The organism is Bartonella sp. AC535YNZD (assembly GCF_042196625.1).
Lineage (GTDB): Bacteria > Pseudomonadota > Alphaproteobacteria > Rhizobiales > Rhizobiaceae > Bartonella.
The window spans coordinates 60,920-78,928 of record NZ_JBHIQP010000009.1; the positions used below are offsets into that span (position 1 = coordinate 60,920).

Consider the following 18,009-nt stretch of genomic DNA (forward strand, 5'->3'; position numbering starts at 1 on the left):
GATCATACAAAAGAAATCAATAATGAATGCATATATACAAAACGTATCATATTGCAAACGCTCTATTCTATTGATTAAAACTGATCAATGGGAACGTAAATGATAGGTATAATATTTAATCACTCATTTGAATTACAGAACCTATAAACACTTTTGTATGGCTATAAAACTTATTAAGAATAACGCTCTCATTTTTGAAGTTGTCATTTGACACAAAGTACATTATCAAAATGTCTCTTTTAAAACGTTTGGTAGGTTCATATTAAGACAATCAAGAGAAAGTGCGTATTAAGTGAATATTTGTAACAAAATCCGTTGTTTACATTTACGAACATTGGTTTTTAAAAGCAGCTTTTCAGAAGACAATAAACAACCACTTTTTATAAAATCTAAGGCTTTTAAACTGTTATAAAACCTAGGTTTCAAAGGTTTTTATAGAGATATCATTTTATGTCTCTAAACGTTTAAACTTTCATTTAGTGAGGTTCTCATAAGCGTATTTTCACTTTGCATTTAAACGTAACTTCTCTGCAAATAAGCCGGTCCATATTTGGGCTGGCAAAATTAATCAGTTCAAATTCGAGCTCGTTAACTTTAGAATAGAGCAGTCTTTAATATTGTCGCTTTTGACTCAAAATTGAGTAAAACCCCATGCCTTTGTAATATGATTGCAATCCTTTTGAAATTTATCTACTTATCTTTGTCTTAATAAGTATCCTCAAATTTGAGGGGACTTCATTTGGTTTCGTATTTTTAAACTGTAACTTTTAAAACGTTTTTTGCTTGTTTGCCTGCGTTATATCATTAAAAATCTTTTGACTTCTAAGACATAACATTATTAATTTCATTACCTGCTGTGATGATAGTATCTATATAATGTCTGCTTATTATTGACTAACTTTTTAGTAAGCAGCGCTTTAAAATCGACTTGTATTTAAATCCTTTTATGTGTCCTTAATGAATTAAAACCTATTCTATGATAGTTTCAAATGATTGTTTCTTTTAAGGTTTAGCTCAAAAAAAGAGTAAACCCCATACCATTTTTTAAACGCATGCAATTTATATTATCGATTATTTCAAACAATTACGTTTTTAATAATGCGATTTGTGTGTGATAAAAACGTATCATAAAATTTATGAACTGTTATAAATGATAGCTGCGTTTCACTTCATCTGAATGTTTACATGCGTTATAACATTTGCATCATGATTTGCTTTTTATGGTCTATCCATACATGGTAATTGTTTATGAAAAATGGTTAATTAAATCACGTATAAAAGTGTAGATTTTAAATGGGATTTATATAAAATAATTGCACACAATCTATTGACTTTATTATATTTTTTTATGAATTAAGATTCCATCTCGTTTAGACGTTGCAAAAGAAATCACCAAAGACCTTATTGATAAGATTCTTCTCGTACACGGCGTTATCACTTTTGTTTGCAAAAATCTGCTTCGCTTTTGACTTTGATACGGATACAACCTCTTTTGAGGTAGAGCAAAGAACTTTTTAATCATGGAGAGTGCAACAGTGTTCTTCAAAAATCTTGATTGGTCTGTTGAAAAAATTAAAGAGGTAGATAATTATTCCGCACGTTATCAACTACCAGATTGTGAAGTACAAATTCTTTATAATGACGCAATTATCAAAGATTATTGGCAATTTGATGTTGGAGTTTCGATTAGTACTGGTATTTTAGCTGCTGCCTGCATGGTAATTGATCCCTATCAATTACCAGCATTTACAAGATCTACAACTTGATTTTGATAAAAAGGGATTGAGAATTTGTGAAGAAGAAATATATGCAGATTAGTTGGAATTAAGCTTGATTATATCTTGAAATGGGCGATGGAAAAAATAGATCTTCATAAATGCTTTTATTCCAGATATGGAGTACCACTTTGGCGAAAGAGTGAAGTTGGAGGCACATAAGGTTATCAAGGTAGATGATGCAGATTATAGCTTACTTCATATTGGTGCAGTGGCTTTATTGGGTGATGTTGCACCCTTACAATCTTATTATCAAAGTTTCAGTGCAGAGGATCATTTAGGCTTTGATGAAAACACCCAACAGATTCATCTGGAACGTGCATTGGCTTTAGCCAAAGAAGTAGTGAAATCTAAGCAGCTCAGCTACGCTTTAATTAAAAAAGTAGCAAAAAATATGAGTCATCTAGAAGAAAAACAAAGTTCTTAATAAGGGTTTTCCAGAGAGGTGGAGTTTCATTCTTGGAAGGAAAAAAAATAGCTACATTTATCGAAACAAAAGATAAGGAATAGCTCCTTAAGAAATATCAAGAAGATCTAAAAAGATTATAGGAGCCAGAGTCTGTTTTAAAGCTGCCATCATCAGTTGAGTGAATTCAACAATGGTTGAATTTTATCCATTGGCGGAAATCTGATGTTTGAAAGAGGCTTTCTTGATGTGAAGGTAATATCATAATAAAAAATTATTATAAATCAATATGTTGTATATATTCATTGTTTTGAGATTAATGACCATTGACAAATAATTTTGCACCATTTTCTCTCTTCCAGCTTTTCGTCAATCATCAATGAAAATTTTTTATAATGGAAAGTTCATTGATAATATAACTTTTGTATGTCATTATTTTACGCTTTAAAAAATATAAAAATAATGAAATGCAATTGAGTTATCAATTGCTTATTCTTTTCAATTTTTAATCATAAAAAAATCTTTTTATTCATTTTTCTTATAAAAAGAATTAGCTTTTTTCTGGTGATACAAGCGGAGAAATAAGGATTTTAGATATGTTTCTGCGTTCCATTTCAATCACTTTAAAGTGTAAACCGTCAGTTTCAAAACTTTCTCCCTCATTTGGTAAATGACCAAACTGCCAAAGCATAAAGCCTGCCAGAGTCGTATAACGATCTGCTTCATCCACAAGGTTACGCCCAAGATAACCACTTAAACGGCGGATATCAGCGTATCCCTCAACAAGAAGACTGCCATTTTCAAGTTGTTCTGCGATCATGAGTTCTTCATCGTCATCAGGAAAGTCTCCTGCAATAGCTTCAAGAATATCGGTTGGTGTTGCAATTCCTTCAAAAGATCCATGCTCATCAACAATAATTGCAAGCTGAATCGAAGAATGACGTAATTGCTCCATCAATCGTAAAACACTTGTGTTTTCATGAACAACGAGGGGTTCTCGCATAGCTTTTTTCCAATTAATCTTTTTTCCCTCAGCCAAATTCAAAAGAAGATCTTTTGTCAATGCAACGCCAACAAATTCATCCACTTTTTCACGCGCAAGAATTAAGCGGCTATGTTTAAACTTTTGTAATTCTTCACGCATTTCATTTTCATCAGCATTTAAATCTAACCACTCAATCTCATTACGCGGCGACATGATAGAGCGAACAGGGCGATCAGCTAAATCGAGAACACCACGAATCATTTCCTTTTCTTCTGGTCTAAACAACTCAGAAGCTGCGGCCTGTTCAGCAATAACATCTACAGTCTCAGCAAGGTGATTATCTTTGCTTCCTCCTCCTAAGAGCCTCAAAACAGCATCAGCTGTTCTACTGCGTAGATCATTCGTTTTAATCATTTTTTCACGGTTACGACGTCCAATTTGATTAAAAGCTTCGATGAGAACAGAAAAACCAATAGCAGCATACAAATACCCTTTTGGAATATGAAAACCAAATCCTTCAACAATGAGAGTAAAACCAATCATCATCAAAAAACCAAGACAAAGGATTACAATAGTGGGATGACGATTAATAAAACGCATAAGAGCACCAGATCCGCACATCATTACTCCCATAGCAGCTATGACTGCGATATACATAACTGCTGCCTGCTCTTTTGCAATCATACCTGTTGCGGTAATAATACTGTCTAGTGAAAAAACGGCATCCAGCACCACGACTTGGACGATTACTTGCCAAAAAACAGCATAACCAACACCTGTTTTTCTTTCATGTGATACTCCTTCTAACCTTTCATGTAATTCTAGCGTTCCCTTTGCGAGCAAAAAGGCTCCACCACCGATTAAAATAAAGCTATGCCAACTAAATACAAAAGATGAAAGTGAAAGAATTACCCTATCGAGTCTCATAACCCATCCAATAACGGTAAGAAGGAAAAGCCGCATAATTAATGCTAAAGTAAGACCTATAAAGCGTGCGCGGTCACGCAAATGCAGTGGCAATTTTTCAGCTAAAATTGCAATAAAGATAAGGTTATCTATTCCTAAAACAATTTCGAGAAAAACCAGCGTGATCAAACCAAACCACGCATGGGGATCAGTGATCCATTCCATCATTCCTTACCTTTTAGAAGCTTAAAAGCGCGCGATTGACAAAAAAAATTCATAGGCTTTTATTCGTATATTGGATCATGAACATTGAATGTAAAAAACTTATATTCAAAGAAAAAAACAGCACAATATTGCTTGAATGCATGTGATTGTTGATAAAACAAAATGATGCCCCATCCCGCTTACAACCACAAGAAGGTTCCTCTAATTTTCGCTCGGGCATTATGCTCGATAATCCTCTAACTATAGGTTCTGTATAACAATCAGAACATTTATTTATAAAGCTTCTTATAATGGGTTTATTTTTATATAAGATCAAGTGGTGAATATCATATTTTTAACCTTACAGACAATGAGTTTATATAACAAACAACAAAACATCTGGACATCTATCCTTAGGAGCGTTATAGAAACGCTCATTCTCGTCTTTTGAGAAGCTTATGGGTGATTAGCTCAGTCGGTAGAGCAGCTGACTCTTAATCAGCGGGTCGTGGGTTCGATCCCCTCATCACCCACCATTTTATTTTATACCGTAAATAACTTATTGATTGGGTAATTTTTTTAAGGTACGAGTTGCTAAATAAAATTGGGCAGTAGGATTTCCCCATATCTGTTTGTTTAAAAAAAGATTGTTGATATAGCTTAGTCATCGGTTTTTGTACTTTTTAGGGGTCTCAAAGAACTTTCAAAGGACATTTAAAGATTTTTTAATGCGTATTGTTTCTTTTTTTTAAGTTGCAATTGGTAAGGAGAAGCTTCTTACCGACAATTGTTTTATTTAAAGGAGTATAGAAATCAACAGTTTTCACTTCTTTTAATATAAATTGATTAAAATTTTTTTGGATTTTTAGCATATTGTTTAAAGAAAGAAGCAACTTTACACTTTAGTTGTGTCAGCAGCGTGGATATTTTTTGATAACTCTCCCGCTTAAACAAAAAACTTCTGTAATAATCATCAGTATTCCAAGAGGGTAAATAAAGATAAAATGAAGTATTTAGCTGGACATACAAGGAATAAAATTATATCAGTTTAATTGTTTAAAGCTAATACCTGTTAAACGAAAGACAATAAACTTTAATGAGGCTTAAAGTTTTAAAATATTAAGCTGTGTGGTTACGCTATGCTGCCTTTCCGTTAGCTAAACCTCTAAAAATATAAATATTAAGAAAGCTACTTAGATTCATTATAATATATTGATTTATAAAGAATTGATTATTCTTTGTTTGAAAAAACTTTACTATCATAAACTTCTTTTGTTTCAATCCCTCTTATAATAAATTAATTAAAATCATTCATTTGTACATCATAAATGGGATTATAAATGGGATTAACGTGTGGATAAAGACTATTGAAGAAAGGCATAAAAATAATTCTTATTAATGTTCTTAAGTGCTAAAAGTTATCATAACATTGGAAAAATAGTATAATGGTGCAGGCTTGATCTTTTATTAAGTATAAAGTTGATGGTGCAACAATAGCTTTACTATTATACCATTTACGGGTATTGTTGTGTAATGGAGAAGAGCGTTGAGAGAGGTTTCTTAAAAAAGATATGTAAACTGGCAACACGGTGGTGTTTTGTTCTTTTATAGGTACACAAAAAAGAAGTCATTGATAGCCTTTTATTTATTCCGGTGGTGTTTTGGGGGCTCTTTTCCAATATTGTCGCGCCTCAAAAATGACGACCACAAATAATGAAAGGATGAGCGGTATAATCAAATAAAACATTCTAAAGACAATAAGCGCTGCAATAACATCAGTTGGATTTATATTGGGCATGCCTGTTATGAAGAGAGCTTCAAGAACTCCTACTCCTCCTGCTGGAGCATTAGAGAGAAGAGTTATCGTAAAAGATGCTAGAAAAACACCAAGAACAGAGATAAAATGAATATCTGCGTTATGTGGGAGAACAGCATATATAATTCCTGCTGCTCCTAAAAGCTCTAGAGGGCTAATGAGAAGCTGTTGAATAACAATTTTCAGCCGTGGATAGGAAAGTTGAATTTTCTTACCCAAGCGTAAGGGTTTTAACTGAAGCCAGCTGCCAAACGTATAAAGTGCTATACAGCTGAGTAAAATTGCTCCAGCCGTTGTTCCGAGCCATTCAGGAAGTTCTTTATGAATGAGGGTGATAATTTCGGGTTGCAGCACCAAAACGATTCCCAAAAGCAAGATTGTGCCGATTACAAAAGTAAAAGAGCAAAAACCTACTAATATTGCGATTTCTGTTCCGTTTAATCCTTTCATTTTATAGGCGCGATAGCGTACAACGGCACCAGAAAAAACTGAAGCACCGATATTGTGTGAAAGAGCGTAGGTTGTAAATGAACATATAGCGATAAAAATCCAAGAAATTTTATGGCCTAGATGTTGCAAGGCAATTCGATCATATCCAGCAAGAGCAGCATAAGCTAGGAGAGAACATAAACAGGCTAATAACCAGTGCTGTGCATTTAAATTGTTCAAACGCTCCAATACATCTCCAAATGAAATGGCAGAGAGCTTCATGTAAAGAATTCGAATAGATACCAGCATTGCTAAGATACCAATCAATGGCCATATAAATTGCTTTATTTTCACGATTCTGTATCCATTTTATGTTTTCTGTAAATTTTCATGATTGAGCATATTCCTTACAGATCTTCGTTCTGTTATATACTCTATAATGCCATTGGCAATTTCTTCATCATCTGTTACTACAACATCAGCACCTAAATCAATGAGATATGTTGTTTCTGTATCGGATAATGCATGTGTGATTATCTGGATATCTTTCTTCATATCACGGATATTCACGATACATTCTCCTACTTCAATGGTACTTCGCATTGTAATAACAACTTTATGTGCATTATTTATATTTGCTGCGTTTATTATTTCTTGTTGAATGATATTGCCACAAATAGCCTCAAAGCCATCTGCAATCGCTTTATCAGAGAGGCGTTTTGATTCTTCTACGATCACTATAGGTTCACCTCTATTCATTAAAGATAATGCAACATACTTACCGATACGACCATAGCCAATAATTACGATATGGTTATTTTTTAAGGTCATCGGTAAAAAATCTTGGTCAGGATCTTGTGGATCAATATCAATAATTGTTTGGGTATTTTGTGAGGATACAGAATTTTTTTCTAGACGTTTTTTAATTTTATTACAGGCAATGAAAACAAGAGGGTTGAGCAAAATAGAAAAAATTGCTCCTCCAAGAATTAAATCATGAGCGTCATTGTTTAAAAGTCCTAAGCTTAAACTTAAACCAGCAAGGATAAAGGAAAATTCTCCGATTTGGGCAAGGCTTGCAGAAATAGTCAAAGCTGTTGCATTAGAATAGCGAAAAGCCTTGACGATGAAAAAGGTAACAGCAGATTTTCCGATTACGATAATGAATAAGGTTGCTAAGAGTGGGAAAAAATGAGTCAAGAGTTTCTCTGGGTCAAATAACATACCTACAGAAACAAAAAAGAGAACAGAAAAAGCATCGCGCAGTGGTAAAGATTCTTCCGCAGCACGGTGGCTTAATTCTGATTCGCTCATGACCATACCAGCAAAAAAAGCACCAAGAGAAAGAGAAACTCCAAATAAATGAGCGGCTCCGAAAGCTACTCCTAATGCAATAGCAAAGACGCTAAGACGAAATAATTCACGTGATCCCGATTGTGCGCTCATTTTTAAAAGCCATGGGATAACGCGTCGCCCAATGACAAGCATAAGTGCGATAAATACAATCACTTTCAGGATGGTGAGACCAAAAATACCCCAAATACTTAAATCTAACCATTGAACAAGAGGATCCAACGCTTCTTTTTTTGTATTGCTGAGGGCACTTGCCAAGGAAGGGATGAGGACAAGTATAAGGACCATTGCTAAATCCTCAATAATCAACCATCCAACGGCAATGCGTCCTTTTTCTGTTTCAATAAGATGACGCTCTTGCAAAGCACGTAGCAGGATAACGGTACTTGCTATGGATAAAGCAAGACCGAAGATCAAACTACCACTAAAGCCCCATCCCATAATCAGACCAAGGCACAAACCTAGAAAAGTAGAAAATGCCATTTGTGCAATAGCAGCGGGGACAGCAATAGCTTTGACAGATAAAAGGTCTTTTAATGAAAAGTGGAGCCCAACACCAAACATCAACAAAATAATACCAATTTCAGCAAGTTGATTAATGATGACGGAATCTATTTTAAATCCGCCTGTATTGGGTCCCACAATAACACCAGCTAACAAATAGCCTACAAGGGGTGAAATACGTAAACGGCTAGCAATCATTCCCAAGAGAAATGCTAAACATAAGCCTGCAACAATAGTTGTGATAAGTGGTGTGTCGTGGAGCATGGATTATTTACTACTCTTGATCAAAAAGCGAATGAATGAAAACGACTATATTTCTATGAGAAGAGAGGCGAGATGTACCATACGCATTAAAGGGCATTTTTATTTCACTTTGATATTTGCACGATTATTTCGCTCACGCCACCAATTTCCTAGCAGGAGCAAAATAGGAGCAGCAATAAAGATAGAGGATGATGTTGCAATAATAATCCCAAAGACCATGGGTAATGCAAAATTATGAACAGCACTTCCACCCCATATCGCCATGGGGAGCATCGCAAGAATTGTTGTGGCTGATGTAAAAAAACAACGTACAAGAACCTGATTAATTGACAGATCAATCAGCTCACGCAACGGCATTTTTTTAAAAAGACGCATATTTTCGCGCATCCTATCATAGACGACAACTTTATCATTTATAGAATATCCAACAATTGTTAAGAGCGCAGCAATGGCTGTTAAATTAAAATCAAATTGAAATAAAGCAAAAAAGCCAATCATTTTTGTGGTGTCTAGAATGAGTGTGACAATGGCTCCAATGGCAAAGAACCACTCAAAGCGTAACCATATATAGAGAGACATGGCAATAGCCGCAAGAATAACAGCAGTAAAAGCAGCTGTGGCAAGCTCGCCTGAAATTTTTGGACCAACAACTTCTATTTGATCGAATGTGGTATCGGGATAGATATTTTGTACAGCTGTTTTGACCTTATCAATGGCGGTGGTTTGTTGTGCTTCGCCACCGCTTTGTTTCTGCATGCGAATTAATACGGTATTTTCGTTATCAATATTTTGCAAGGTAACTTCACCAATATTAAGAGTAGAAAGCTTGGAACGCAGGGTTGCTAGATCTGCTGGTCCTTTCGTGGTAATACTCATTTGGCTGCCGCCAATGAAATCAATTCCGAAATTTAAGCCAGGCTTAAAAAAGAGAAAAACTGAAGCTATTGATAAAACAATTGAGACGCCAATACCAATGAAACGTGCTTTCATAAAGTGGAAAGTTGTGTTTTGTGGCATGATGTTGAAAGCAGAATGAATATGCAGTTTTTTAATTTTCCATTTACGAACGATCCAAATCATGATGATGCGCACAATGGTGATATTTGTAAACATGGAGATGATAATACCAAGCAACATTGTTACAGCAAAACCACGAACTGGGCCTGTGCCAAACCAAAATAGTAAAACAGTGGCTATAATGGCTGTAACATTTGCATCAACAATGGTTGCAAAAGCTTGTTTAAATCCACGATCTAGAGCTGCAAAAGCACTCACGCCTTTTCGACTTTCTTCGCGAATACGTTCATTGATGAGAATATTGGCATCAACGGCTATACCGATGCCTAAGATAATACCAGCAATACCGGGCAGCGTAAGCGTAGCTCCAAGGAGACTTAGTGCAGCAAATGTTAAAATCGTATGGAGGGCTAGTGCTATATTCGCAATGAGTCCCCAAATGCGATAGAGAAGAAAAATAAAAATTGCAACGAGAATAAAGCCAATTATGCCGGTATAAAGCCCCATTTGGATGGCATCAGCGCCAAGATTTGGACCTACGGTTCTTTCTTCAATGACGGTGAGTGGTGCGGGGAGGGAACCAGCGCGGAGCAGAGCAGCCAGAGTTGAGGCTTCTTTGGGGTCAAAGTTTCCTGTAATTTGACCTTGTCCATTGGGAATAACACTATTGATGGTAGGAGCGGTTAAAACCTTATTATCAAGAACAATGGCAAAAGGACGGTTAATATTTTGTCGTGTTATATCGGCAAATATTTTTGCACCAGCCGAATCTAGAGTAAATGAAATCATAGAACGTCCTGGCAATTGTGGATCAAAACCAGCACGGGCATCTTTCAGGACATTTCCATCTAAAGCAATTTGATCATAAATTGCATAGCGTTGCGTTTCATCAGTATATCCAGGAAGAATTGAAACACCTATCGGTGGATTATTGGGATCCACGTTAGAAGGAACAAGATGAAAACTCATTTTGGCAGTTGTTCCTAAAAGATCACGTAATTGTTTTGGATCTTGTAGTCCAGGCAATTGGACCATAATACGGTCATTTCCGACCTTTTGGATGGCTGGTTCTGAAACACCAACTTGATCTATACGGCGCCGGATGATTTCTAAGCTTTGTTCAATAGCATTGCTTATACGGTCTTTTATACCAGCTTCTGTTAATGTGACGCGGAGAGTTTCATTTTGAGTACTGATCGTGATGTTATGTTCTGTTGTGCCAAAGCTACTGTGTATGGGGGTTATTAATGTTTTCAAAGCAGAGAGTGCTTTTTCAGTTTGCGATGGGTCAGAAATAAGGGCAATAACGCTATCTTCAACGATACGCACACTTGAGGTGCGGATTTGTTTTTCACGCAATACATTGCGCACATTGCTTAAAACGATGTGTAATTGATCGCGTTTTAACGTTTTGCTATCAACCTCGAGCAGAAGAGAAGAGCCTCCTTGAAGATCAAGACCAAGTGCCACACGGGTATTGGGTAAAAATTTCGAGTTGTTAACTTGTTCGTGTGAAAATAAATTGGGTAAGGCAACATAAATGCTGCTTAAAAGAATAAAACAATAAAGGGTAGTTAACCAACCAGGTGTACGCATGATATATTCCGTAAATAGGCAATCTAACAGTTATTCAAAGTTAAAAGCACAATTAAAATAAGATGATCGTTTTTATATTCAAGGAAGAGAATTAAGTGTGTTCATTGGGAGGAGCGCGTTTATTTGAGAAATATTGTGTTTTAACGTTACGAAATCGTGTGTCAACAGCTGGAATCTTTATTAAAAAGAAATCCAATGTTAGGATTTTTTGAAAGGTCCTGATAAAAATAGATTCTGTATGGAGTGTTACAAGTTTTTTGTTTTCAGTTGTGGTAACATTCACCTGATCACACTTATGATGTAAATCAAATCTATTCGTTTTAATGACATTATTGGTGTGCGATTGTTTGATTAAATAAGCACGCGTTTCTAGGTTGTTCGTCAAGAATACACCTAAACTGGATAGAAAAATCCAGGTTGTCAAAGGAAGAAAATCTTCTTTTTTGCAATAAAGGTGCAAAAAAAACATGCTAGAGTGCCTTCTTTAATCTTATTGAGTTCAGCTTATTTATCATTCTTTTATCTTATTATCAGTATTATAGGATAAGGGAAAGCTTTTATAAGATTATTCTATAAAAGTTGAAAATATCTACTTTATACCATATTTAAAAAAGAAAAATAAAATCCCTTTTGTATTAATAAGGTAGATATGTATTCATTTTGTAGAAAAAGCATCCTCATACTTTTCCTTCTTTTGGGGATTATCTTTGTATTTAATTCTGGTGCATGGGGGAATAGGGGGGCACAAAATACAATTGTCGAACAAACGATAGATTCTTATTCAGTTGATGAAATTATTAAACAACAACAGTTGATTATTGAGACTCTTGAAGAAAATACTGAAACTTTAAAAAGAGATTTTGACAGAAAGCCAGAAGATGAGCGTGCTTTAGAAGAATTACGGTTACGTGCACAAGATATCAGTGAACGTGCTATTGAGGCAGCATTTGTTTTGCGTCCTCCTCTTAATGAGATTAATACACTTCTTGATCAATTAATGGAGCTCCATCGTGACATAAAAAAACTGAAAAGCTCAGTGAAGGAATATTCCTATTTGATAGAGCAAAAAGCTAAAATTAACAGTATCATGCTTCGTTTTGAAGCAATTTTCTTAGCGGCAAATAGAATAGCGGAACTTTCTATTTCTCAATCTCGGGAGCTTTTTAAACGCACGCTTACGTATAGGCTTGAGTTTTCGATTCCGATGGTTAAACATCTCGCCCAAAAAACAAAAGAGGCTTCATCAGATTTTCTTGTTTTGTTAAATTCTTGGTGGAATTTTATATTTTACTTCAAGTTTTTACAACTAGTTCTTTGCTTTTTAATTCCACTTTTTATTACTTTAGGACTTTCGTATTTTTCTCAAAAAGTTCTTGTTCATGTGTATTGCCACTTTACGAAGTCTAATGAGGAAATATCTTATTTACAACGCTTATTGATTGCCTTTATTTCAGTTCTTTTACCTTCACTTATCTGTATTCTTTGCGTTTACCTTGTGTTGTTTTTGTTTCGTAGTTTTAACTTAGATCCAGGTAAGCTTACAACAGTTTTTGATATGATAGGTTGTCAAATTATTTTATTATTTTTAATCAATCGATTAGCTGTTGTTCTTCTATCATCGAATCGGCCCCATGTGCGTCTTCTCAGTATTGCACCATCGTCTGCTTATCAATTAGTGATTTTACTCACTTCTTTAGGGGGTATTTTGGCATTTGACGCTGTTCTTGATAGTATTTATCAAATCATTTCAGCGCCTCTATCTTTGACAATTGCTAAAAGTTTTATTGCTGTTTTTCTTGTAGCGATATTGCTATTTATAATATCATTTGTACCTTTGCGGTTTAGACCTAGGCGTGTTCAAGAAGAAAAAAAAGAGCCATACTTTTGGCCATTTTATATACGCATTCCTCTTATTGGCTTGGGGTTACTGCTCTTTGTATTGAATTTTTTAGGTTATGTTGGACTTGCGCGTTTTATTACGCAGCAAATTATGATTGATGGAGCATTTTTAGTTCTCATGTATTTAGGAATACAAAGTGCTCAAGCACTTGGAACTAAAGACCAATTTATGAAAACAACGGTTGGTCATCTTTTGATGCAGAGGTTTCATTTAGAAGAAAAAACAATGAATCAATTGGGAATTTTTGTGAGCGTTTTTCTCAATTTATTTGTTGTTATATTTTGTGCAATGCCCATTGCTGTACAGTTTGGATTTTCCTATTCTGATTTAAAAGCAGTTTTGTGGCAATCGGTGACCGGTTTTCAGATTGGAAATATTAGTCTTTCTTTGATTTCTCTTGTAACAGGAATTATTTCTTTTTGTGTTTGCTGGTTTCTTATTCGAAGATTTATTGGTTGGTTAGATAATGTGGTGTTGGTTCATGGAGAGTTCGATTCTGGTATACGTAATTCTATCAAAACAGTGATAAGTTATGGAGGCGTTGTTGTATCTGCTTTGACCGGATTATCAATGGCAGGTTTGGATCTTAGAAATTTTGCTCTTATTGCTGGAGGACTTTCACTTGGTATAGGTTTTGGTTTACAGAATATTGTCCAAAACTTTGTCTCTGGACTTATTATTTTAGTTGGAAGACCATTTAAAATAGGAGACTATATAGAATCTGGATCAGTAGGGGGCGTTGTTAAGCGTATTAGTGTGCGTGCAACGGAACTTGAGACCATTCAGCGTAAGACGATTATTATTCCCAATTCAAGCCTTATTAATAACAACGTTAGTAATTGGACACGACGTAATAAAGTAGGACGAATTGATGTACCAGTTACTGTATCATCTAAGGTTGCTCCAGAGCATGTTGCTGAAATTTTATTAGAGATTGCTTCTACGACAGAAGGCGTTTTAAAAAATCCTATCCCACAGGTGAGTTTTACAGCATTTGATCGTAAGAGTTTTTCCTTTAATTTGGCTATTTATGTGCCTAATATTACCTCATCTTCTCATGTAACCAATGCTCTTCGATTTAGCCTATATAAGCGTTTTGCTGAGGAAGGAATCTTAGAATGCTGAAATATACTTATATTTTTACTACAGTTATTCTATTAAGTATTTTTACCATAACAGCTTTTGCTGCAACAGTGAAAAATACTGATTTAAAGATACACTCTCTCATTATTGTTGAAGGAAGTGTACCTTTAAAAATTTCTTTAAATACGCATCAAACAATTACAATTTGTATGAAAGGATGTTTTATAACTTTTCCTAATAAAGACCGTTTTGCAATAAAAGCAGATGATAATATAGAAATCAGTAGGGGAAGAGCAATTTTTAAATAAAGTGATTGAGGACTTTTTTGAGATAATCTCTAGAAAGATAAAGATATTGCGCCTGTTAATAATCTCATACTTTAAAAGTAGTAGTATGATTTCAGTGTAAGATAGATGTAGTTTTTTATATACATAGAATCTACTTATATGTAAGCATATAGAGGTATTTTTATACTATTTTATATTTATAATATTTTTAATTAAATATCAATGTGCTAACAATAATTACATCATTTCAGAATTTTTTCATGAAAAAATGCTTTGAAATATTCTATTTTATGATTTTTTATGCGGTAATTTGGATAAAAAATGTGTTATATTTTCTCATTTTTAAAAATATAATAGACATTTTTATTAAAGATTTGTCATTTAAAGTATTCATTATTATAATATTTTAATAGTTATTAAAATTTATTTGATAAAATTCAATTTTGATGTAATGATGTATTTAGCAGTGGTATATTTAAATGTAAATGTAAAGGAGTGCATGCGGTTTTTTGGTATAAAATTTTATAAAACTTTGTTTTTCTAAATGTGATTTTTAATTATATTTAAATTTAGCAATGGGGTATAATTTTATGAATACAAAATTTATAACAGCATCTGTTTTTTCTTTGGTTTCATCTTCTATAGTACAGGCTGCAGATGTCGTAGTTCCTGAAGAGTCTGTACATGTTGCTTCAGAAGTTGCTTCTTCTTCACTTTTTTCTTGGTCAGGTTTTTATTTTGGGGGGCAAGTTGGAGGCTTTTCAAGTAAAATTTCTGCAAAAACGCCTTATGTTGATATTCCTCTCTATCCTGATGAGGAGAGTAAAAGTAAATCATGGATACCCATCGAGAAACAGCATATGCCAGATCTTTCTGGGTTTATAGGTGGTTTTTATGCGGGTGTTAATTTTGATCTCGGTAATAATTTTATCGTGGGGATTGATACGGATATCATTTTAACGGAAAAAAAAGACACAAAAACAAGATTTCATGCAGATGAATCGAGTGCTGGTGGTTCGAGTCCTGAAGGAACTGATACTGGTACTGGAACTGATGCTGGTACTGAAGAAAATGGTAAAAAGAAAGAAAGTTATAAAAGGGCACAGTTTGACAAAGGGCGGGGGCCTAGCTTTTCTCGCTCTGGTACAGAGACTACAGAAGAAAAGAATAGCTTAACTTTTAATCATACTTTTAAACAAAAATGGACTGGAGCCACAAGGGTGCGTGTTGGGTTTTCTGCTCATCGTGTGATGCCTTATATTGCTGGTGGTGTCGCTTATGGACAATTTCAAGATGTTTTGTCGACAGTCATTACGGGATCTGAGCTTTTTAACAGGACATCGGATGCTACAAAAATGATGATTGGTTACACTCTGGGTGGTGGTGTTGATTTTGCAATGACAGATAATCTTGTTTTACGTGCGGAATATCGTTACTCAGATTTTGGTAAAAAGAAATTTAAAGACGAGATTGAAGTTAAGTATAAGACGAATGATTTTCGCGCAGGAATAGCTTACAAATTCTAGTTTTATAGGATAAAGGAGCTTAAATTTAAAAGGTCCTATCTCTTTGATAGGGTCTTTATTTTTTTAAATTGTATGCATTGTAAACACTATTTTATGGTGAAAAAAGGGAGCATTGACTTTAAGTGAGGATGAGGAGGTAAGGAAGAGTTACTCAGATTCTTAACTGTTAAGAATAAAAAATTTTTAGTTTACGAGGTGTGGTTGAAACATTTGTTAGCCAAGAAGGATTGCTTCGTCTTTCATATTATTACAGTTATCATATTCATAGTATCGTTATAGAATTGCAAACAGTAAACTTAAAGAGAGTTTTTACTATCTAAGTAATGAGAAAATAAAGAAAATTCATATAGAGTGATGTGGACGGCGTGCACGTTTGTGCACCAATTTTTTTTCCTTAGAGTTCTCTATAATATCACCTGATAGCGCAGTTTATCTTTTTTCTATTTAATAATTAATTGTTTTTATTTTTTTATTGGATTTAAACAGCAAGTAAAATGAAATAGTTATGTCTAATATGGGGGAATTGAGGAATCCTGATTCTATTACGTTTTTTTTCCTCTATCCCCCATCTTTTTGAAGCTTTTTTATGGCTTCAAGAGCGAGTTTTTTGCGATCTGCGCTCTTTGTGTAGAGAGATGCCATAGCATCATGTGTCCAGCCAAAAATTGCTTTGAGTTGTGATACTGTTGCACCAGAATTAGCTGCGCGTGTTGCTGCTAATTTTCTTAAGCCATGGGCTGTTTTTTTGATACCTGCTTGGGTACAAGCATTATAAAATGTAATTCCGAATCTTTCTTTAGGTATTTTCCCCCCGTGTTTACTACAAATGAATGTGTCCTCACCAATAGGACCAGCTTCAAGTGTTTTGGCTAATTCCGGTAAAATAGGGAGAAAAACATCTGTTTGGAATTTACTTTTTTCTGTTTTGAGATGAATGATATTATCTTTAACATCTTTCCAACCAATACGAACGGCGTCACCACGGCGCAACCCCGTGTAAAGAAGAACATCAATCCAAACACGTTCATGGGTACCATGAGGCCATCTTTTATAATATTTCTCAACATCTTCTTCTGTCCAAACAGGAAAGCCCCCTTTATTTTTTAGAGGAGGTTTTTTGACCCCTAAAGTTGGATTGTTTTCCAAAAGACCTTGGTCAATCGCCCAATTAAAAAGCCCATTAAGTACTTTCAGAAATTCTCTAGCCATTGCTGGTGTTTCTTTACGCCGTTCAACTCCAGCTATGATATGTTTCTTATTAATTGCTTGGTATGGGATATCTCCTACGGAATCGCATATCTTCATAAGGATGTATTCTCTTTGCTTTTTTGTAACTGTAGAGAGGCTATGCCAATTAGAGCTGTTTAAATACTGTTTAAGCAGCCATGCAAATGACCCTTCAACAAGTTTACCGGTTTTGGATTTAGGAAGTATAAGCCCTTGTAATTCGGCAAGTGCGCTTTTGTAGTTATCAACAAACTCTTGCGTTCCATAGGTCCCGCGTATTCTAATGCGTTTGCCGTGACCAATACGTACATACCATACAATTTTGCCATGTTGAGTAATTTGTTTAACGAGATGAGGGGGGCGTGGTTTTGGCATGGTGATCACCTATAAGACGATATCAAATTCATAATCATCACGAGATAAATTCCATATTTTATCAGGATGTGTTGTTGAGTTTGGTAATGGGATATCTGCTTTAAGATAGATAAGCAGTTCACCGGTAGGTTTGATTTCTATGAGTTCGCATTTTTGTTTTTTTGCTTCTCTTAAAGCTCGTGCAATGTCTGCTTGCGTTATGATAGCTTTACGAGGTGCCATATCTTTTCTCCTACATTGAGACGCAATTCACCCATTTCGTGAATCACGCATGACTTGAAAGTGTTAAGAAGGGTGGTGGTGCTAGGAGGCATTTGTGAAGAGAAGCACCTCCATATGTAAAAAATCTGTAAGTT

Annotated in this window: 12 protein-coding genes and 1 tRNA gene; 6 read left to right on the forward strand and 7 right to left on the reverse strand. The window is 34.8% G+C overall.

The features are described from left to right. Window positions 1–1,520 precede the first annotated feature (1,520 nt). Entirely contained in the window at window positions 1,521–1,766 is a 246-nt protein-coding gene (locus ACFIM8_RS06645) for a hypothetical protein (RefSeq protein ID WP_375607188.1), read from the forward strand. Window positions 1,767–1,917: 151 nt separating this feature from the next. Beyond that, window positions 1,918–2,202, forward strand: a complete 285-nt coding sequence (locus ACFIM8_RS06650; RefSeq protein WP_375607187.1) for a DUF6990 domain-containing protein — start codon at window positions 1,918–1,920, stop codon at window positions 2,200–2,202. Window positions 2,203–2,731: 529 nt separating this feature from the next. On the opposite strand, the gene ACFIM8_RS06655 is transcribed toward ACFIM8_RS06650, so the two are convergent. Beyond that, window positions 2,732–4,300, reverse strand: coding sequence for a TerC family protein (locus ACFIM8_RS06655; RefSeq protein ID WP_375607186.1), 1,569 nt, complete (start codon window positions 4,298–4,300; stop codon window positions 2,732–2,734). A gap of 436 nt (window positions 4,301–4,736) precedes the next feature. Between ACFIM8_RS06655 and ACFIM8_RS06660 the strand changes: the two genes are divergently transcribed. Then, window positions 4,737–4,812, forward strand: a tRNA-Lys gene (locus tag ACFIM8_RS06660). A 1,109-nt stretch (window positions 4,813–5,921) separates the two neighbouring features. Here the strand turns inward: ACFIM8_RS06660 and ACFIM8_RS06665 are convergent. The 4 genes from ACFIM8_RS06665 to ACFIM8_RS06680 all read right to left on the reverse strand — a co-directional run bounded on the left by ACFIM8_RS06665 (window position 5,922) and on the right by ACFIM8_RS06680 (window position 11,724). Further along, window positions 5,922–6,875, reverse strand: coding sequence for a YbhN family protein (locus ACFIM8_RS06665; protein WP_375607185.1), 954 nt, complete (start codon window positions 6,873–6,875; stop codon window positions 5,922–5,924). A gap of 15 nt (window positions 6,876–6,890) precedes the next feature. Next, window positions 6,891–8,642, reverse strand: a complete 1,752-nt coding sequence (gene ybaL, locus ACFIM8_RS06670; protein WP_375607184.1) for a YbaL family putative K(+) efflux transporter — start codon at window positions 8,640–8,642, stop codon at window positions 6,891–6,893. 99 nt (window positions 8,643–8,741) lie between these two features. Then, a complete protein-coding gene (secD, locus tag ACFIM8_RS06675; RefSeq protein ID WP_375607183.1) occupies window positions 8,742–11,255 on the reverse strand; it encodes a protein translocase subunit SecD in 2,514 nt (837 codons plus the stop codon). A gap of 91 nt (window positions 11,256–11,346) precedes the next feature. Next, window positions 11,347–11,724: a hypothetical protein gene (locus ACFIM8_RS06680; protein WP_375610650.1), complete on the reverse strand. Its 378-nt coding sequence runs from the start codon at window positions 11,722–11,724 to the stop codon at window positions 11,347–11,349. Window positions 11,725–11,904: 180 nt separating this feature from the next. Between ACFIM8_RS06680 and ACFIM8_RS06685 the strand changes: the two genes are divergently transcribed. The 3 genes from ACFIM8_RS06685 to ACFIM8_RS06695 all read left to right on the forward strand — a co-directional run bounded on the left by ACFIM8_RS06685 (window position 11,905) and on the right by ACFIM8_RS06695 (window position 16,051). Further along, entirely contained in the window at window positions 11,905–14,280 is a 2,376-nt protein-coding gene (locus ACFIM8_RS06685) for a mechanosensitive ion channel domain-containing protein (protein WP_375614681.1), read from the forward strand. Next, window positions 14,274–14,546, forward strand: a complete 273-nt coding sequence (locus tag ACFIM8_RS06690; protein ID WP_375607180.1) for a hypothetical protein — start codon at window positions 14,274–14,276, stop codon at window positions 14,544–14,546. Before ACFIM8_RS06685 ends, ACFIM8_RS06690 begins: the two co-directional genes overlap by 7 nt. 569 nt (window positions 14,547–15,115) lie before the next feature. Further along, on the forward strand, window positions 15,116–16,051 hold the full coding sequence (locus ACFIM8_RS06695; protein WP_375614682.1) for an outer membrane protein: 936 nt from the start codon (window positions 15,116–15,118) through the stop codon (window positions 16,049–16,051). 558 nt (window positions 16,052–16,609) lie between these two features. On the opposite strand, the gene ACFIM8_RS06700 is transcribed toward ACFIM8_RS06695, so the two are convergent. After that, a complete protein-coding gene (locus ACFIM8_RS06700; RefSeq protein WP_375607178.1) occupies window positions 16,610–17,653 on the reverse strand; it encodes a tyrosine-type recombinase/integrase in 1,044 nt (347 codons plus the stop codon). 9 nt (window positions 17,654–17,662) lie between these two features. Continuing rightward, window positions 17,663–17,875, reverse strand: coding sequence for a hypothetical protein (locus tag ACFIM8_RS06705; protein ID WP_375607177.1), 213 nt, complete (start codon window positions 17,873–17,875; stop codon window positions 17,663–17,665). Between the last annotated feature and the right edge of the window lie 134 nt (window positions 17,876–18,009).